At 48.9% G+C, this 18,434-nt stretch carries 18 protein-coding genes; 12 read left to right on the top strand and 6 right to left on the bottom strand.

The annotated features are described in order from the left end of the window. Positions 1 to 320: 320 nt before the first annotated feature. Both H6F94_RS33620 and H6F94_RS19735 read left to right on the top strand, forming a co-directional pair. The gene (locus H6F94_RS33620) at positions 321 to 713 is read left to right on the top strand and encodes an HAD hydrolase-like protein (RefSeq protein WP_396426446.1); all 393 of its coding nucleotides are present in this window, start codon (positions 321 to 323) and stop codon (positions 711 to 713) included. Between the two features lie 264 nt (positions 714 to 977). Further along, positions 978 to 2,543 carry a hypothetical protein gene (locus H6F94_RS19735; RefSeq protein WP_190803921.1) on the top strand — a complete coding sequence of 522 codons (1,566 nt, stop codon included), beginning with the start codon at positions 978 to 980 and terminating at the stop codon, positions 2,541 to 2,543. A gap of 528 nt (positions 2,544 to 3,071) precedes the next feature. Here H6F94_RS19735 and H6F94_RS19730 read toward each other — a convergent pair. Beyond that, entirely contained in the window at positions 3,072 to 3,746 is a 675-nt protein-coding gene (locus H6F94_RS19730) for a DUF305 domain-containing protein (RefSeq protein WP_190803920.1), read from the bottom strand. Positions 3,747 to 3,921: 175 nt separating this feature from the next. Between H6F94_RS19730 and rppA the strand changes: the two genes are divergently transcribed. Both rppA and rppB read left to right on the top strand, forming a co-directional pair. After that, positions 3,922 to 4,617 (top strand): two-component system response regulator RppA, encoded by a 696-nt coding sequence (gene rppA / locus H6F94_RS19725; protein WP_190803919.1) that lies wholly within the window; start codon positions 3,922 to 3,924, stop codon positions 4,615 to 4,617. A 12-nt stretch (positions 4,618 to 4,629) separates the two neighbouring features. After that, a complete protein-coding gene (gene rppB / locus H6F94_RS19720; RefSeq protein WP_190803918.1) occupies positions 4,630 to 5,952 on the top strand; it encodes a two-component system sensor histidine kinase RppB in 1,323 nt (440 codons plus the stop codon). A 63-nt stretch (positions 5,953 to 6,015) separates the two neighbouring features. Here the strand turns inward: rppB and H6F94_RS33615 are convergent, their stop codons facing one another. The 4 genes from H6F94_RS33615 to H6F94_RS19700 all read right to left on the bottom strand — a co-directional run bounded on the left by H6F94_RS33615 (position 6,016) and on the right by H6F94_RS19700 (position 9,367). Then, a complete protein-coding gene (locus tag H6F94_RS33615; protein ID WP_396426448.1) occupies positions 6,016 to 6,201 on the bottom strand; it encodes a DUF3703 domain-containing protein in 186 nt (61 codons plus the stop codon). Between the two features lie 123 nt (positions 6,202 to 6,324). Further along, positions 6,325 to 6,849, bottom strand: a complete 525-nt coding sequence (locus tag H6F94_RS19710) for a cupredoxin domain-containing protein (RefSeq protein WP_190803917.1) — start codon at positions 6,847 to 6,849, stop codon at positions 6,325 to 6,327. A gap of 21 nt (positions 6,850 to 6,870) precedes the next feature. Next, complete coding sequence (locus H6F94_RS19705) at positions 6,871 to 9,123, bottom strand: heavy metal translocating P-type ATPase (protein WP_190803916.1); 2,253 nt, start codon at positions 9,121 to 9,123, stop codon at positions 6,871 to 6,873. Positions 9,124 to 9,172: 49 nt separating this feature from the next. Beyond that, entirely contained in the window at positions 9,173 to 9,367 is a 195-nt protein-coding gene (locus tag H6F94_RS19700) for a heavy-metal-associated domain-containing protein (protein WP_190803915.1), read from the bottom strand. 143 nt (positions 9,368 to 9,510) lie between these two features. Between H6F94_RS19700 and H6F94_RS19695 the strand changes: the two genes are divergently transcribed. From H6F94_RS19695 to H6F94_RS19680, 4 genes are all read left to right on the top strand, one after another. Beyond that, a complete protein-coding gene (locus H6F94_RS19695) occupies positions 9,511 to 10,011 on the top strand; it encodes a heavy metal-responsive transcriptional regulator (protein WP_190803914.1) in 501 nt (166 codons plus the stop codon). A 352-nt stretch (positions 10,012 to 10,363) separates the two neighbouring features. After that, positions 10,364 to 12,034: a ShlB/FhaC/HecB family hemolysin secretion/activation protein gene (locus H6F94_RS19690; protein WP_190803913.1), complete on the top strand. Its 1,671-nt coding sequence runs from the start codon at positions 10,364 to 10,366 to the stop codon at positions 12,032 to 12,034. Between the two features lie 338 nt (positions 12,035 to 12,372). Further along, positions 12,373 to 12,669, top strand: coding sequence for a hypothetical protein (locus H6F94_RS19685; protein WP_190803912.1), 297 nt, complete (start codon positions 12,373 to 12,375; stop codon positions 12,667 to 12,669). 91 nt (positions 12,670 to 12,760) lie between these two features. After that, positions 12,761 to 13,009, top strand: coding sequence for a hypothetical protein (locus H6F94_RS19680; protein ID WP_190803911.1), 249 nt, complete (start codon positions 12,761 to 12,763; stop codon positions 13,007 to 13,009). Positions 13,010 to 13,045: 36 nt separating this feature from the next. On the opposite strand, the gene H6F94_RS19675 is transcribed toward H6F94_RS19680, so the two are convergent. Next, complete coding sequence (locus H6F94_RS19675) at positions 13,046 to 13,372, bottom strand: hypothetical protein (protein ID WP_190803910.1); 327 nt, start codon at positions 13,370 to 13,372, stop codon at positions 13,046 to 13,048. A 942-nt stretch (positions 13,373 to 14,314) separates the two neighbouring features. Here H6F94_RS19675 and H6F94_RS19670 point away from each other — a divergent pair. From H6F94_RS19670 to H6F94_RS19655, 4 genes are all read left to right on the top strand, one after another. After that, complete coding sequence (locus H6F94_RS19670) at positions 14,315 to 14,761, top strand: GNAT family N-acetyltransferase (protein ID WP_242041266.1); 447 nt, start codon at positions 14,315 to 14,317, stop codon at positions 14,759 to 14,761. Between the two features lie 87 nt (positions 14,762 to 14,848). Further along, complete coding sequence (locus H6F94_RS19665) at positions 14,849 to 15,181, top strand: YnfA family protein (protein ID WP_190803909.1); 333 nt, start codon at positions 14,849 to 14,851, stop codon at positions 15,179 to 15,181. Between the two features lie 186 nt (positions 15,182 to 15,367). Further along, entirely contained in the window at positions 15,368 to 16,159 is a 792-nt protein-coding gene (locus tag H6F94_RS19660) for an intradiol ring-cleavage dioxygenase (protein WP_190803908.1), read from the top strand. A gap of 451 nt (positions 16,160 to 16,610) precedes the next feature. After that, positions 16,611 to 18,128, top strand: a complete 1,518-nt coding sequence (locus tag H6F94_RS19655; protein WP_190803907.1) for a DUF2264 domain-containing protein — start codon at positions 16,611 to 16,613, stop codon at positions 18,126 to 18,128. The last annotated feature ends 306 nt before the right edge of the window (positions 18,129 to 18,434 follow it).

Genomic DNA, 18,434 nt, shown 5'->3' with positions numbered 1-18,434 from the left:
ACCGATTCACCAAGCTTAAATTTGGGCTGAGGTAGGAAAATGGGTATAACCTCAGGCAGAATGACGGGTGGCATCTGGAGTAAACTCTCAGACATAAAGGCTTCCTTTCGTTGGGCTCATGAGCAGGACTGTAGATGTGGAATTCCACTCTGGATTGCCTATATTTTGATCTCAGAAGCTTAATTATGGCTCTGAAAACTAGTGCCAAACCTTATTTTTACCTGAGAACTTGAGCTTAAAACTCTATGGCCTTATCTACAGGTTTCTAGTCAAATCCTCAGCAAAAACTAAGGCAAATTCAGCTTGATTCTCTATTCAGTATGTATACAACCAGTAAGTACGAACCAGTAAGTATGCAACGGTTCTTCTGCGCCCTTACCCTAGACCTGGCTGATCCGATTGTTTTGCAAAATGAGCACTGTCTCCAGAGACAGAGGTATGGCTTCATGCCAAATCTCGAGGAGTGCGATTTCTCATATCGTCCAATAGCAAACGGCGATATCAAGTTAAATGCTGATCTGAGCAGTTGGGCCTCTTGGCAATTAGCCCAGAAAAAAAAGCCATTACCGTTTTCGTTCTGCGCAGCGCTGGATAGGATGCAGCTTTCTTGTCACCAGGTGATGGTAGTTAGCGATAGCCGTCACACCGATGCACTAGAAGCGTGGCTGAGCGGCTGGCGCTCTATTCAAGTGGCTACGTTACCGCATCCCTAACACTGAGGGGAACGGCTCTTTGGGGAACCTGTGCGAATCCCATGTCCCATCCGTGCCGAGCTGTGTCATTTCGACGCAGATGCTAACTCATTGTGGAGTACGGCCATTTTGCATGAATTTCACATGAATTTTGCATGAAAAGACTACTCTATCGTGCTGGCAGAGCATTGGTTTGATGGTTAATGGCGTGGTGGCGATCGCCATCAGCAAGCCTGTAGCAACTCACTCCTGCTGACATCGATTGAAACGACGTTGGAGACAACCATGAACCCTCCCCACCACTGGATCGTTAAAAACAAGCCATTGGCTCTCTTGATCACGCTGTTTTTGGTGGAGATTGTTGTTTATTGGCTAATTGCTCATCCGATTATTGAAGCGTTATACAACGGACAGTCTATTTTTATCTTCAAACCATTCTCAAATCGCACTGAAAATTCGTTAGAGTATTATGCTGATAAAGTTGACCAACTATTTTTCACCGTTAATGGCCTAGCCATTCTGTTCGCCTTCGGCATCTCTTTTGCACGGCGGATGCTGATTTACCCAAAACCAAAAATTGCAAGTGAGTTTTTTGAGTTCACTCGCCAGAAAATTCTCGGCTCTAGCCAAAGCATTAGTTTATTCGCTGGACTCTTTATTGTTTTCTTTAGTCTATATTGTGTCTTAGGCCTTTCATTAGCACCTAATCACACTCGCTACGTATTTTGGGGAGCCGATAATTTAGAGCAAATTCGGGATTGGACATCGCTGGGTTGGAATAAAAACCATGAAGGTGCTCATCCCTTGACACCGCTACTGATTGATCCCTGGGGGTTCTTGCTCTATCAGTTAACGGGGACTGGGGCGACCGCTGCTGTTATCCTAAACGCTCTATGGAGTGCCTTAGCCGTATCGCTGTCTGCCGTCTGCTTTTGGCTATTAACCGAACAGTATAGTGCCGCCCTGTTGCTGGCGCTCGTTTTTGGTGTCAGCATGAGCCAGTTGGTGTTCGGTGCCGTTCCAGAATCCTATGGATTTGCGGCTCTCAGTATCGTACTAGTCCATAGCCTATTTCTGATCTGCCTTAAAACAGGTAGAGTCTATCCTTGGGGTTGGGTCTTGGTGGGATTGCTATCATTTGGTATTACTATTACCAATTTTGCTCAGGCCATTATCTGTTTTGTACTCACATTATTACAGCAGAGACGCAAGGGCTTATTAAAGCTTACAGCAGAGTATATTGGAGCGGTTATATCGATTGGTGTAGTGCTAGCGCTCGTTCAAAGAAAGCTATTGCCTGGATCACAATATTTTTTCTTTGCAGACACAGTTAAAAGTAAAGTTGAGTATATGGCGGTTGGTATCCTGACTCAGCCATTCGCCGTGATCTCAGAGCTATTCAAAAACTTTTTCATGCTCAATTTTGTATCGGCGTTCCCTGCGTTTGAGCCAAACCTGAAGTTGCCCACGCCAGAAAAGCAAGGAGTCATCGAAATTGTCTGTACATTTTTCAACCAGCCGTTGGATTACAACATCCTGGGTGGAATAGGTGTTGGTCTCTGGCTTAGCCTATTTGGAATTGGGTTGCTTGCAAACATCTTTTCGTATCAAAAAAAGCCATTTTGGTTCACTGGCGTGGCGCTGTGCGTTTTGTTTAATCTGGCCTTACACTCCATTTTTGGCGTGCAGGAATTGTTTCTCTACACTAGCCACTTCACATTTCCAGTTCTTTTGTTGGCTGTGAATCGAGAGATTCTGTCGCGGCACTATTACCAAGTGGGATTGCTACTCCTCGTCCTGATTATGGCCATCAACAATCTTGCCATCATGGGTTACCTGACTATAACGTAAGATCACGAACGCAGCATGAGCGGCTGTCCGTCCCAGCAAGACCATAGTATCTTCTAGCATTCTCACATCAAGTATCTTGCCTCAAGTCTTAGCGGACTAACGCTAGGACCTAGATCTTTATAGGCTTATTAGCTTCTCGACTTAAGAAAACCACTTGAAGATGAATTTCTCTTTAGATCCTGTTAAAGATGGTGGAGCAGAATTCTTTTCAGTTGTGAGCTTCTGAAATAGCCAATATCATACCAATTCACCCCCAAGGAGCTTGAAGTCAGTTGGTTCACTCCTGCCGGACCCTAGTACTTTTCACTAACTCGTAGTTTGAGATGAATAAAATTAGGCACCCTTTGGCCAAGGGTGCCTGCCGCAGCTCGCCATTGGCTGGCAGTACGCTGCGTCCTTATCCAGGCTCTTGATGGAGATCAAGAGCCTGGATGCATGTTCATTCAGCAACAGCTGATCTGAAACTTAAGTGCAACCTCACAGCCGATTGTATTGAGCAATAGAAACTTCCAGCACATCGAACTCTAGTTACTGTCCATACCATTGCTGACGCCATTGCTTCATCTGATTAATCTCTCGCTGCTGACTGGCGATAATGCTCTGAGCTAAGCGTTTAACTTCGGGGCGCTGGGATTTGCTCAGCGCTTCCTGAGCCATTACAACCGCTCCCTCATGGTGCGGCAGCATTAGGTTGATGAAGCGCAAGTCATATTGGGCATTAGCAGGTCCCAAATCCCCGTTCATCATCATGCTCTGCATCTGCTCTTGAGACATGGGCATCGTGTGACCCATCTGAGAGCTATAGGCAACAGGAGTACTGCCTACATTGGGGTACCAAGCTTGCCGCCATTGCTTCAGTTGGTTAATCTCCCGATTCTGATCCGCAATGATAGCCTGCGCTAGTTGTTTAATTTGAGGACGCTGAGACTTCTGAAGCGCATCTTGAGCCATCTCAACCGCCCCTTTGTGATGAGGGGTCATTGCATCAATAAAGCGCAAGTCGAACTCGGTATCAGCAGGTCCTAGGCTCATGCTACCCATGCTGTCGCCCATGCTACCCATATGGGAATGGTCCATCATCTGCTTGTCAGCAGTAGGGGAAGCAGATGATGGTGCAGGTTTAGTTGCACTACTAGGTGAGCAAGCGGCTAGAGTCAGACCGAAGAGGGCAAGCAGGACACTGCCTTTTAAGAGTGAGTTCATAAGATTCTCTGTCCTTAATTGACTGTGTTGAGTAGGCTTTACATTGGGCCTTTACTTCTTACCCTACCGCAAAGTTATGAAATTCCTATGAAATTTGAGTCGCTTCAAAGGGTTGCTGCTGATTTCCGAGTAGACCTAGATTCTGGGTAGATTATTGAGTTAGAACAAGACTATTATGCGTGTACTGCTGGTTGAAGATGAGCCGGATTTAGCCCATGCTCTCAAAGAGGCCTTAGAGCATGCAGGTTATGTTGTTGATTTGGCGCTGGATGGTGAGGATGCTTGCGCCTATTTACTCACAGAACCAATTCCCTACAGTCTCGCTGTGTTGGATTGGATGTTGCCGGGCGTGTCTGGGCTAGAACTTTGTCAATTGCTACGCTCAAAGGGCAATGCTCTGCCGGTGCTGATGCTCACGGCTAAAGACCGATTAACCGATAAAATCACTGGGCTAGATGCAGGAGCCGACGATTATCTGATTAAGCCATTTGATATCCCAGAACTGCTAGCCCGACTGCGAGCCCTACTGCGCCGTCCTCCCCAATTGCAGTCGCATCAGTTGAAAGTGGGTGAATTGGAGCTAGACTACAACACTCACAGTGTTCAACAGCAGGGCGAAGCAATCAGTTTGACGCTCAAAGAATTCCAACTCCTGGAATACTTTATGCAACATCCCAACCAAGTGCTCAGCAGCGAGCAAATTCGCCGCCGACTATGGGAAACCGGGGTTGAACCTACCAGTAATATCGTCGCAGCCCAGGTTAGATTGCTGCGCCGCAAACTGACAAGTCAAGGCCATAAACCTCCGATTGAAACAGTTTTTGGTGTGGGCTATCGCTTGAATTCTAGCCGCAGTGGTGTCCCAGATTGATGACCCTAATTTATGACCCTAGACAAGCTATTTAGAAGCACCCGTTTACGCTTGGCAGGCTGGTACGCAGGAGTGATGGGCGCAACAGTTCTGACTGGAGGGCTACTTTTTTATCATTGTCTAGCATTAGTCGAGACTTGGTGGTTCGACCAAACAGTCGAGGATCTAGCAGGCACGTTTCATGACTACCTGCAACCTAAATTAGGACAACCCGGTCAAATTCAACCTGAGATCTTGAACGTTCTGTCGGCTGCCGGGGTTCATCAAACCAACTTGATGGGAGTGACCCGTCAGCAAAACTACTACATTCGCTTAGCAGACCCCTCAGGCCAGATTCTGGCTCAATCCCATTTCCAGCCCTCAGGTTTACCAACTACCCCTTTGAAACAGCAGCGCTGGCGAACTCTAACAGCGACTGACGGCAGCCGCTATCGTCAGATCGACGACTACTTACACAACCCCAATGGACAAGTCTGGGGCTATGTTCAACTGGGACGTTCGATGGCTGAATTCGATGCGCACCGACAACAATTGCAGATCATCCTGTTCCTAAGCATCCCAGGGGCAATGCTACTGGTGGGAGTATCAGGCTGGTGGCTAGCAGGGCTGGCCATGCGACCCATTTACCGCTCCTACCAACAAATGGAGCAATTCACCGATGACGCGGCCCACGAGTTGCGCACGCCTCTAGCAGCCACTCGCGCGCTGGTTCAGACTGCCATAAGCAAAGCCTATGCAGGCAAGGAAATCAGCCTGGAAACCCTGGAAGCCATCGAGCGTCAGAACAACCGGATTAATCAACTGGTTGCTGATCTGCTGCTGCTATCTCGTACGGACACAACAGTTGGACTCACTGCCACTCAGCCTTGCTGCCTAAATGACCTGATTGCTGACTTGCAGGAAGAGTTGGCTCCCTTAGCTCAATCAGCAGCAGTTGAGTTGAACATAGATGTTGCCAACACCTCGCCTGCTTACGTTTTAGGCAATGAAGAGCAGTTGTACCGCCTATTTACAAATCTGATTACTAATGGCATTCAATACACGCCTGCTGGCGGCAGGGTGACAGTTCATCTAAAGCAAATCCACTCTTCGGTCCTGGTGCAAGTTGAAGATACTGGTATTGGCATTCCAGCTGAAGCACAGACTCACATTTTCAATCGTCTTTATCGGGTCGATGCTGCCCGCTCTCGACATACTGGCGGTGCAGGGCTGGGGTTAGCAATCTCTCTGGCAATTGCTCAAATGCATCGGGGCAGGATTGAAGTGCAGAGCCAATTGGGGCAGGGAAGCCGCTTTACAGTAACGCTTCCGAGGTTAGAGGCAGCATCAAGCTAAGGTCATTACTCATGAGAATTAGCTGCATTGCTTACTTTTGAATCCCAAACAAGCAATACTTGCTCAGCGAGATAAGCCAGAAATCTCTCTGGCATCTCTCTGCCTCAACGCTAGTTTCAACATCTGCCAATGAGCGATTGCATAAGGCAGAAAGTAAGCCTGACCAAGAATATGCGCCCTTTGCATTGTCACCCAGGCTGTCTCAAAATCTCCAGCTTCAATGGCGGCTTGTGAGTTTCGGATCTCTATGTCGAACTGGCGGAGTATGAGTCTTGGTTGACAAAAGGGAACTCGTCATAGATGTTTCGTCTCAGCTTAAGCGACTGGCATCTGTCACCCTAACAAATGGATTCATATTCATCCTCACGTAAATCAATCTCGAACTTCTACTACCCCTCGAAACATATTCATGTCGCAGGTAAATACATACTGACCTGGCTTCTCTGGCGTGAATTCAACTGAAATCGTTTGGTTGAGAGGCAGGTATTCAGCAATCTGAAAATCGGGTAATAGGACTTTCTCTAGACAACTATTGGGATCTCTACGCAAGAAGTTAAGCCTGACCGGCTGACCTGCCTTCACAACGACTCTGCTAGGTTCATACCCCCCCTCCACCGTGATTGCCATCTCTTGTATGCCCTCATGGGCTTGGGCTGGTTGGGATTTTGGCTTACTGAGCAGAAACCACCAGACCTCTAAGCCGAGCAAGGCTAAACCGCCTAAAGTAACCCCGACCTTTAAGGCCAAAGGCTGCTCGATTTGACGGAGTTCGCTGGTTTGTTCTGAGGAATGGGATGGCATTGCCATTGGTGTTTGGGCTACTGCCATGCTTGAGGTGGCACTCAGCAAAAATCCCAAGCTAGCCAGGCTCCCTAACATCTTGCTTTCGTTGAGCATCAGCTAACCTCTCCCCGATTATTAAACAACTTTGGCTTGGAAATTCCGCAGCCTCAAAGCATTGGTGACTACAGAAACAGAACTAAAGGCCATCGCTGCGCCTGCAATAATTGGATTGAGCAGCCAGCCAAAAATGGGAAACAAAACTCCGGCGGCAATAGGAATTCCTACTACGTTGTAGATAAAAGCGAAGAAGAGATTTTGCCGAATATTGCGCATAGTTGCTCGGCTTAACTGAATGGCAGTCACAATTGCTCGCAAGTCGCCAGAAATCAGCGTGATATCGCTGGCCGCAATCGCTACATCAGTTCCGGTGCCAATGGCAATCCCCACGTCAGCTTGTGCTAGGGCTGGGGCATCATTAATGCCATCCCCAACCATTGCAACGACTTTACCTTCTGCTTGCAGGGCCCGGACCTGAGCTGCTTTTTGGTCGGGTCGAACTTCTGCAAATACCCGAGTAATGCCCACCTGTTTAGCGATTGCCTCAGCGGTTAAGCGGTTATCTCCGGTCAGCATCACAACCTCTAGGCCGAGTTTCCGTAAAGCTCTAACTGCTGCACCTGAAGATAACTTGAGGGTATCAGCGATACCGATCAGTCCCTGCATTTTGCCATCAACGGCTAGCCAAACCGCGGTTTTACCAGAACCTTCCCAAGTTGTTTTATCTGCTTGCAGAGAATGGGTTTCGATTCTCAACTCCTCTAACCAGCGTTGAGTTCCGATTTGCACCCAATGGCCCTCAACCCTGCCCTGCACTCCACTGCCAGCAATGGCCTCAAAGTTTTGCACTGTTGGGATTTCTAATTTGTGACCCTGCGCATACCTAACCACAGCTTCCGCCAGAGGATGTTCGGAATTCCGCTCAACTGCGGCAGCTAACCTTAGAAGATCTAATTTGTTGCTATTAGATAAATTTCCAACTGTGGCAAAGTCGGTAACTGCCGGTTTGCCCTCTGTGAGGGTGCCCGTTTTATCGAGCACGATAGCCTGGATTTGGTGGGCCAGCTCTAGACTCTCAGCGCCCTTAATTAAGATGCCGTTTTCTGCGCCTTTACCAGTGCCAACCATGACTGAGGTTGGTGTGGCTAAGCCCAGGGCACAGGGACAGGCAATGATCAGCACACCGACTGTAGTAATCAGGGCCAGGGTCAGGTTGCCCATGACATTGAACCAGATTACAAAGGTGAGAATTGCGATACCAATGACCACCGGCACAAACCAGCCTGTTACCCGGTCTGCCAAGCGTTGAATCGGGGCCTTGGAGCCTTGAGCTTGCTGAACTAGCTTGACGATTTGAGCTAATACGGTGTCTTTGCCGACTCGGGTAGCTTTGAATTTGAAACTGCCCGTTTTGTTGATCGTGGCCCCAATTACCTCATCGCCAGGCTGCTTTGTGACCGGTAAACTCTCGCCGGTCACCATCGCTTCATCCACGCTGGAAGCTCCTTCAATGACTTCCCCATCTACCGGAATTTTTTCGCCTGGCCGCACGAGGATTAGATCCCCAATCTCGACTTCTTGGATCGGGATATCTATCTCCTGCCCATTGCGAATCACACGAGCATCTCGGGCCTGTAGACCGATGAGTTTGCGGATGGCCTCAGAGGTTTGGCCCCTGGCTCGATTCTCCAGGAGTCGCCCTAACAGGATCAAGGTGATCACAATTGCAGCCGTTTCGTAATACACTTCCGGCATTAGACCTTGGGCAATTAAGAAACCGGGAAAGAGCGTGGCAAACAAGGAGTAAAAATAGGCTGCACTGGTGCCAAGGGCGATCAGCGTATCCATGTTGGCTGTGTGGCGTTTCAGCGCTTTCCAGCTATTGATATAGAAAGCGTAACCAGACCAAAATTGCACAGGCGCAGTCAAAACCAGTTGTAGCCAGGGGTTGTGTAGCCAAGCAGGAACCAAGGGCAGATTGAGCCCCGTCATCGCTGGCAGGGAACCGACCAACAGCACAACGCTAATGATTGCTCCTAGCCAAACCTTACGTCTGAGATCTTGCAACTCCGCTAGACGGGCTGATTTCTCAGCATCGTCTTCTCCGGTTGCCATCTCTTGCATAGGGTAGGCTGCGTAACCGGCCTCATCAACTGCATGTTGAATTTCATCCAGACCAGTTTTTCGAGAGTCATATTCAATGCTGGCCTGTTCTGCGGCAAAGTTAACCGTGCAGCCAACTACGCCGGGGACCGATTGAAGGGCTTGTTCAATGTTGGCCGCACAGGAGGCACAACTCATGCCTCGCAGTTTGAGGGTGAGGGTATCCATAGCAATAAAACCTCAACTGTTTTTGAGCCGTATTTTGATTGGATTAGACTTAAGAAACTGGGTAGCCAGCAGCAGCGATTGCTTCTTTAATGGCGGTCTCAGAAGCTTGCGTTTCCACGTTCACCTGCTTGGTTTTCGGGTCAGCTTGCACAATAGCTGTCGGATCAACGGCTTGAATGGCTTGGGTAATGGTGCTGCTACAGGCAGAGCAGGCCATGCTGGGGACTTTGAGTTGGAGCGACATAGTCAATACCTAATTTCAGATAGCTCTATCCTGAAGCCTTCAGCCGACTATAGAGTCAAGGGGTAGCCGAGCCTCATTCCAACGCTTGACTCTATAGTCGGCTTGAGAGTTTACAATTGACCCAAGGTTAGAAAAGAGAGTTTATGGTTGCTTTTACCAAAGGTTCTTTAACTGAGTCGTCAAATCAGTCGTCCAACTCTAAGCTGCTAAAGATCGGCGAGCTAGCAACGCAAGCGGAGGTAGCCGTGGGCACCATCCGCTATTACGAAACTTTAGGCTTAATAGAACCAGCTTCCAGAAGTGAGAGTGGCTACCGCTATTACAATCGCGAAGCGGTCAGGAGGCTCCAATTCATCAGAAAAGCTCAGTCTCTGCAATTTTCGCTCTCCGAAATCCAGCAGATTCTAGGTGTTCGTCGTCGGGGTGATTCTGCTTGTCCTATGGTTCAGGATCTACTGAATCAGAAGATTTCCCACCTTGAGGAACAGATTTATCGCACAACAACCTTAAAGGCGGAACTGGAGACCTATCGAGACAAATGGGCAGATGAACCTCTGAGCGCTCCTCGTAGCCAGGAGCTTTGCCACTTGATTGAGGAAGTCACTTACGGCGATGTGCCGGTTCACAATCTGATTAGCCATTAGGAGTGACTCAATGGCAGAGCCTACCAAATTTTCTAGGTCCGCAAGTCTCTAGAGTCAATGAGTCGGGCACTAGGACAGCATTAGCGTCGAGAACGTTTGCACGGAATATTTAAACTAGCCATTGAGTTTCTTCTTGCAAAAACTTCAAAGAATTTGCATCAGTCGGCGCTGGTCAAGCTAGCCGGAGAACACAGTAGCGTGAGATAGGCGAACCCAAAATACTCGCTCAAAACAGCACACTTTTTAGCAAAAATAACTTTAGCAAAAATAAATCGAATATTTGCATTTTCACAGGCTTGGCATTACCGTGGGGGGCGTACAGAGCTTCCCTACTTCAAAGTAGGCTCGAGGTGTGGCTGCGAATGTAGGAGCTTTAGTTCTTTTAGTTTCTGTGCTGGCTGCTCCGGCGGTCTGGGCTGCCCCGAGTGACGGCTTACCTACTCTCAGCCAATTACCAGAATCACCAGACGCCCCCAGCGAACCTCCCTTCAATTCACCTTCCCCTACCTCGCTGGTTCAAGTGCGCCAGCTTGAGGTAAGAGGCAGCACTATCTTCGGCCCAGAAATTCTTAATCCCATTGTTCAACCCTTGCAAGGGCGCACGGTCAGCCTTCAAGAGCTAAGCGCAGCAGTAGATGCAATTAGCAGGCTCTATGCGGAACGGGGCTACATTACTTCTAGAGCTGTACTCGATTTTGAAAGCTTGAATACTGAGACAACACGTATTCAGGTAATTGAGGGAGGAATTGAAGAGATCCGGGTGGAGGGCACTCAACGCCTCAATCCAAACTATGTGCGTCGTCGCATTCAACTTGGCACTGGGCGACCTCTGAATACCAGCAGGCTGGAAGAGCAATTGCGGCTCCTCAAAATTGATCCTCTGCTTGAAAGTGTGGAGGCTAGTTTACAAGCTGGAACTGGCGTTGGTCAGAGTATTTTGATTATCCAGGTTATAGAAGCTAAGCCTTTCAATGCAGAAGTTGGCTTCAACAATTATTCTTCTCCCAGTATTGCGCCGCAACAAGTTAATGTCGCGCTGAGCTATCAAAACTTGACGGGAGTAGGCGATGAAATTGCCTTTGGCTATGGCGTGGGCCTCAATCTAGCGGATTTCCCTAGAGCTGCCCTAAACCTTTACGACGCTAGCTATCGTCTCCCCCTGAACCCTCTGGGAGGTGCTCTACAACTGCGCACCTTCCAGAGTTCAGCCCGAATTACAGATCGTGATTTTGCTGCCTTTGGCATTCGCAGTCGCGGTGAGTTTTACGAAATCAACTATCGCCAACCGTTGATTCGTTCGCTGCGGGAAGAGTTTGCTCTGTCTTTAGGATTCACGGTTCAAGATAGCCAAACTTTTCTGTTCGAGAACTTCCCCAACCCCTTTGGTATTGGCCCCGATGAGAATGGCTTTAGCCGAACGCGGGTGCTTAGGTTCAGCCAGGATTATGTGAGACGCGATACTCAGGGCGCTTGGGCCTTGCAATCTCAAGTGAGTCTGGGTTTAGGCATTTTAGATGCAACTGAGAATCCTGGCAGCATTCCAGACGGCGAATTTTTTAGCTGGCTAGGTCAGGTGCAGCGCTTTCAGCAGTTGGGCAATGATTATCAGTTGATTGTACGAGGTGCTTTGCAACTGACCCCTGATCCCTTGCTGCCTTCCCAGCAATTTTTTTTAGGGGGCGGTCAAGCGCTGCGGGGCTACCGACCCAATGTCCGAGCGGGAGATAATGGTCTGTCTTTGTCCGTAGAGGGGCGAATCCCGGTTTTGCGCAATGCCTTAGGTGACCCAACGTTGCAGCTTGCTCCCTTTGTGGAAACGGGCTATGTCTGGAATACCCCTGACAATCCCAACTTCCTGCAGGGTCAGAGGCTTTTGGGCGATATCGGTTTGGGCATTCTCTGGCAACCCCTAGCAGCGCTGAACCTGCGGCTCGACTTTGCATTGCCTTTTGTCGATATAGAGGACCGCCGCGATAGCCTCCAGGATGACGGCATCTACTTTAGTGTGTCCTACGGGCTTTAGCTGGGCTCTAAGTGAGCTTTAACCGGCCTTGCGTCCAAACCTTAAGTTGGCACCTCGCAGGTTTACTTTGCCTTTTTGCAATCTGGGCAAGATTAGGACAGCGGCGGCAGCAACCTACAGGCTGCGGAGGGCAAGCGTGCGAGGGACAGCGGTTTCGGTTCAGCCCAGGTCAGGCAACTGACTCGCGGCAAGATTGTGCTGCGGGCTGCCGACGAGGTTTAGATCGCTAAGCCCTTAAGTTAGGGGTTTACTGGCTGAGTTTGCCTGTTGCAAGCCAGAAGAAAAGTGCACACTCTAATTGCGCCTGGAACAAACCACTGTTGTGAAGGAGATTGAATATGAGCACGTTCAACCCAATCCCAGCGCCAGCGAACAACCAACAGTCTCTTCAGCAATACCTGCAACAATCGTTTTCCATTGCCCGGTCAAAGCTTGAGCTTCTCATGCAAGCGTTTTGGGTTTCTGGTAAACAAGGAGAGCTTGAGCAAGCTCGCTCTGAAAATTCTCACTTCTCAACCCTGCAAGAGCAAGCTTTAGACCTGCAATTTGAGGACCGGGTTGATCCTTCTCTTTACTCTGTTATCTTTCCTGTTAATGTCCTTTCTGTTAATACTGGACACATCGAAAATCTCTAGTACAGAGCTAGCCGTAGCTGTTCTTCAACAGCTGTTTTTCAACAAGTTGCTTAGGCCATAGTTACTTCAAGTTCAAATGAGGAAATTGCAAATGATTGTCTCCAGCCCAATCTGTGAACCCTGCCAAGCTTTAGCTCAACACCCAGGTTTGGCGCAGAAGCGCCCCCTGGAGCTTCAAGGTCAGCAGCGGGCACTAGCTACACTCTGCATTTGTCTAGAGGAAGCTGAAGAAGAGATTGAAGCCTTGCAAGAGTTGCGGGCAGAATTGCGGGCCAAGATCATTAAGATGCAGCAACGTATTCAAGCAGAGGAACAGGGGTTAGCGGCTCCTACTGCTTGACCTTAAAATCCCAACTTTCAGCTTCTCAGCTTGAACTTAGCTTGAACTTAGAGCTTGCTTGAGCAACTGGGCAGAAAGGTTGTAGAGGATGACCGATCGCCCAGCATCGGTCAGGACACGAGTACTTTCCACCCAGTTAGCTGCTTCCAAGCTCGCTAACAACCGCTTGATTTCTTCGTCGCGCAGACCAGAGTCCCGAATGATCAAGGACGCGGGAATATTCGCTTTTTGATTCTGCGGGTCGGTGTAGTTCGCTAGGATTAACAAGATCAGTTTGAGTTGCGGCATTAGCTTGAGTTGACGACTGATGTAATCCCAAATTTGCAAGCGGCGCTGGGAAGGGGATAGATGTGAGGGTGACATTGGGGATTGAAGTTTGTGTATGCGATGTGGGTTGTAAAAGAGAAAGAAGAAACCTAGGGGAAAACCCTTGCAATTGCGGCAAGGTTGCACCGGGCAGGGAAACCCTGCCCCTACCGAGGTTCATGGTTGCAATTGACGGGTTAGAAACCCTACGGTCGTGGGCAGGGGCGAGGTTCTCTCGCCCTTACTTGAATGGTTTAGTGCGGTAACAAGAATCAGTTCCGGTTCCCCCCAGAATTGGGGGGTTAGGGGGGCCAGAATGCGGTCGTGGGTAAGGGCGAGGTTGCCTCGCCCTTACCGGGATACCGCCAAATGATTAGCCACCCTGTCTTGGTCTCAAAGTGACCACGCAAAGTCGGGGTGGCTATGGGTGTTAAAATCACCCGTTAGCCTCCTGACTGGGGATACACCAGTTGAGGGGTTAGCTGCCCAGGAGTTGGCTTATAACTTCTCGGCAGCGCTAAATTTTTTTAGTGAATTATCAGCGATTGGCAATAGGCAAAAGCTCCGCTCAGTGCGATGCAGCACAGATTAGCAGAGCGCCGAGCATTGTGCAAGCGAGAGAAAGCAAGCCGCCGATCAGCTAATCGTTAAGCGAAGCTAAAGATAAAGTTCGCTTATGTAATTACTCGATTCAGAGCTCGCTGCAAGGCTTACAGAGTTGGTTGTTAAGCTTCCAGAGTTCTCTGCACAGCTTCCAGAGTGGGCTGGAAGCATCGCAGAGCGGGCTGTAAAGCATGCAGAATTGGCTGTAAGGCTTACAGGGCACTCAGTTAAGCTTTCAGAGTTCGCTGCAAGGCTTCCAAACCAGGCATTTCTCGACTCTGCATAGACAATTCCCCTCAAACCTGCTGAGATTTTGCCAGAAGTTCATCCCGTTGAAGCGAACCTTGCTGTTTGTTGAAGATAGGAGGGCAAGTATATGTCTTGTGGAAGGTTCAGATGAGTTTGAACATTCGAGACGCACGACTTGAAGATGTTGAGACGCTCTTCAACATCAGAACTAGCGTCATCGAGAATCATCAGTCCCGCGAGGAGCTGGCTGAGTTGGGAATCACCCCAGAAACAGTCGCTGAGATTCTGCGAACTGATTACCGAGCTTGGATTGCTGAAATAGACAAGCAACCTATCGCCTTTTCAATTGCAAATTCAACCGAGAAAATGATTTTTGGCATGTTTGTCCTGCCCGCTTTCGAAGGCCGTGGCGCAGGTCGTGCCCTCATGCAACGAGCCGAGGAATGGCTATGGGCACAGGGGAGTGAAGAGATCTGGTTACTCACAGGCAACGACCCAAAGCTCAGAGCTTATGGCTTTTACCTCCACCTAGGCTGGATTCCTACAGAAGTTCAAGCGGATGAGCAGATCAAATTTGTGAAACAAAGAGCTTAATTAGAAATAGACAACAGCAGAAGCAACAGCTATCTCCTCCTAGCATGAGCTAAGAATCCGCAACCATCAAGAGAGAAACGTGAACGCATGCAAGCAGTGGTTCAATCCTTATTGTTGTTTATCTTGGCTGGACTTTGTGAAATTGGCGGTGGCTACCTGTTTTGGTTGTGGTTGCGTGAAGGAAAAAGCATTTGGCTAGCCGTCATTGGCGTAGTGGTACTAGGCCTTTATGGCATCGTTCCGACTCTACAACCCGTCAACTTCGGTCGTGCCTATGCAGCCTACGGTGGCATCTTCATTGCATTGGCGATTTTATGGGGTTGGTTGGTGGATCAGGTTGTTCCCGACAAGTTTGATCTGTTAGGAGGTGGGATTGCATTGCTAGGAGTTTTGGTCATCATGTATGCCCCTAGAAGCTAGAGATTCAGAGCTTACTCAAAACTTACCCAGAGCTTAAAAGCCATCCAGTAATGGCAAAACTCAATATAAACCTTAATAGTAAACTTCAAGAGCAAACCTCAAGGGCAAAACTGTCATTTAAGCAGGAAGCAAACCCCCATTCTGAAGCAGTTTAATAGAGCAGTAAAGGCATTCGAGAGCAATGGCATGAACAACCTCCGCCAACTCGGTCGGCTTCTAAAGCGGAGAGAGGCATTGGCCCTATTGAGAGCATCTGGAGCTGCCCTGCTAGTAAGCTGCATCCCCAGAAAATCTAGCTCCAGCCAAGCCTCCGCCCAAGTATCATCTACTGCAAATCCTGCAACACCAACACCTGGTTCAGTCTTGTCTAGTGCAGCCTTGCCTGGCTGTGTGGTGCGTCCGCAGCAGACCGAAGGGCCCTATTTTGTAGATGAAAGACTCAACCGCTCTGACATCCGTTCTGAGCCCTCTGATGGTTCCGTGAAAGATGGCGTACCGCTTCAACTGACATTACGCATCTCTCAAGCCAGCAGCACCCGTTGCGTACCCCTCGTAGGAGCAATCGTAGATATCTGGCACTGTGACGCAAAGGGCATCTATTCAGATGTCAGCGACCGCAGTTTCAGCACCATCGGCCAAAAGTTCCTGCGCGGATATCAAGTGACAGATGCTAATGGAACCGTTCAGTTCACAACCATCTATCCCGGTTGGTATCCAGGCAGAACCGTTCATATCCACTTCAAAATACGCACCCAGGCAAACTCAGGTCAGGATTACGAGTTCACCTCTCAGCTCTATTTCGATGACGCAGTGACAGATCAAGTGCGAGCAAAAGCACCCTACACCAGGCAAGGACAACGCACACTGAAGAACTCTGAGGACGGACTCTTTGGCAATGGTGGCGATCAATTATTGTTGACACTTACTGAAACTGGCCAAGGCTACGCTGCAACGTTTGATCTTGGGCTGCTGATCTAGGTCTGCAAATAGCTTGATATGAATTTGAGGCAAGCTGCACGACTAAATCTCCAGAGCTTTGTCTATCCCAAATCCACTGCGGGTGACGCAAAATGCGACAGTAGGCATCAGCTTTTCCAGAGTTCATTCTGTGAGCGAATATACAGATTTTTTGAACTCAGCTCACTGAGGAGTCAGGACAGGCACGAAGTTTCACAACACACGCGAGTGTTCAGGTATACTGACACTTCAGGGTAATTACTGGCACAATGGTGCTATAGTGAAGGAATTACTGCCTTATGGAGTCTTAACTCCTTAGCTGACCAGGCTTAAGTCATAAGGATAGGGATTGAACCTCAATCAAAAGCTATTAGCAAGACGATAGCAGGACTGAATCTGTGTAGCCTTTAAGGCTCCTTTCAGTTCGGCTTCCAAAAGCGCATAGACATCCCAGGGTGGGGCAAAACCTTCAATGAGTAAGAGAAATGTTAAGTGGGCGGCGTTTTTTCTACTTATAGTTGTTGTTTTTGGGACAATCGTACGACTGAGGTACCCGCCTCTTCAGGGTTGGAGTCAGGCTGTTCAACCCTTTAAGGGATATGAACAAGCAGATGCCAGGCTTATAAAAACCTTTCTGACTGAAGAATCTGAACCACCCGCTACCCGCTACAAAGCCTTATTCCAATACTTAACCCTGGGCTTTGTTAAATACCGCTCTGCCAATGGTGCCCTGGTTTACTATCCAGGCGCAGGCAGTTCTCATGGCGTAAAAGTAGATGCCCTAGAAGGCTTTGCCCGCTTCTTCCCCTTGGCTGCTGCCTGGCTGTCCTCTGGTTACGACAACCTGATCGAGATCGACGGTGAGCGGCTTGACCTCATTCAACTGCTACATGAGGGCTTAGTTGCTGGCACCGATCGGCAAAACTCTGAATACTGGGGCACGATTGAGAATCACGATCAGCGCATCGTTGAAGCAGCCGACGTAGCTTTGGGTTTGTGGATTGCCCGCGAATCTGTTTGGCCGACTTTTTCCAATCAGGAAAAGACTCAGATCGCTACCTGGCTAGAGCAGGTTATAGACCGAAAAGTTGCCAAGAACAACTGGTTGCTGTTTCCTGTGATCACCTTGAAATCTCTACAGGGTTTAGGGATCAACAACCCAACCTATAACCCAGTCATTGCCAAACAATATCAACGTTACAAGCAGAATTATTTGAGCGAAGGTTGGTTCAATGACCCGCCTAAAGGCATCGACTATTACAACGCTTGGGCGGTTCATTACAGCCTTTTTTGGCTTGACCAAATTGACCCTAAATTCGATCCAGACTTTATTAGAACAACCCATGCCGAATTTCTAAAATTCTATAAATATCTATTTGGTAAAAATGGCTTCCCCATCATGGGAAGAAGTGTCTGCTATCGAATCGCTGCGCCAGCCCCCTTGGTCACAGGCACTCTCTTAGCGCCAGAGGTGGTGTCCCCTGGTCTGGCTTACCGTGCCCTAGATTTGACTTGGCGCTTTTTTGTAGAACGGGGTGCGCTACAAAGCGGCACAATCACCCAGGGATACTGCGGTCAAAACCTGAGTGTTCTGGATAAATATTCTGGAGCAGGCAGTTGTCTGTGGTCCTTGCGTTCTCTAGTTGCTGCTTTTTATGTAGACAGATTCGTTCCTTTCTGGCAGCCATCAGCAGAGAGACTCCCCATCGAAATCTCTGACTTCTCGGTGGCCAGTAAGGCAAGCGGCTGGTTGGTCAAAGGCAATGCCTCAACTCAAGAGATTGAGCTGAATTTGCTGAAGAAGCAAGGCAACCGACCCTCAAAAATCGAAGAATATGGAAGCTTGAACAGATTAGTGGAATTCTTTTTTCAGCGGCCTTTCCGACCTGAGAACTCCAGAGCGCTATACCATCGCCCTAGCTATTCGACCGCCTCACCCGTAGTAGCCTGTAAGGCCCATCCTCTGATTGCCCAAGAAAAGACTCAATAGGCTCAACCCAGTATTCGGGACAATATTTTGATAAACCACTGCGCACCTCGACCGTTGGCAGGCTGAAGCAGGGAAGGTCTCCTGAAGCTGAAGGCCACCCCTGAGGCTCAGCACCGGGGAGTTAGCTTTGGGTAGGTTTGGCTTTGGCTGGTTAGCAAGCGCAATCCTGACAGCGCAGAGTTTGCGGCGGGCAGTTGGGCAACGCAGGAGCGGATTAATCAGGAGCAGTTGGCAGGGAATTATATGGCCGAAAAGCCGTCACAGGGAGGTAAAGGCTACTAGAATTTGAACTTCACTCCTGTAACC

Origin of the sequence: Leptolyngbya sp. FACHB-261, assembly GCF_014696065.1 — a bacterium.
Taxonomy (GTDB): Bacteria; Cyanobacteriota; Cyanobacteriia; order FACHB-261; family FACHB-261; genus FACHB-261.
Note: the sequence above shows the minus strand (reverse complement) of the source record. Positions and strands in the feature narration are given on the sequence as shown.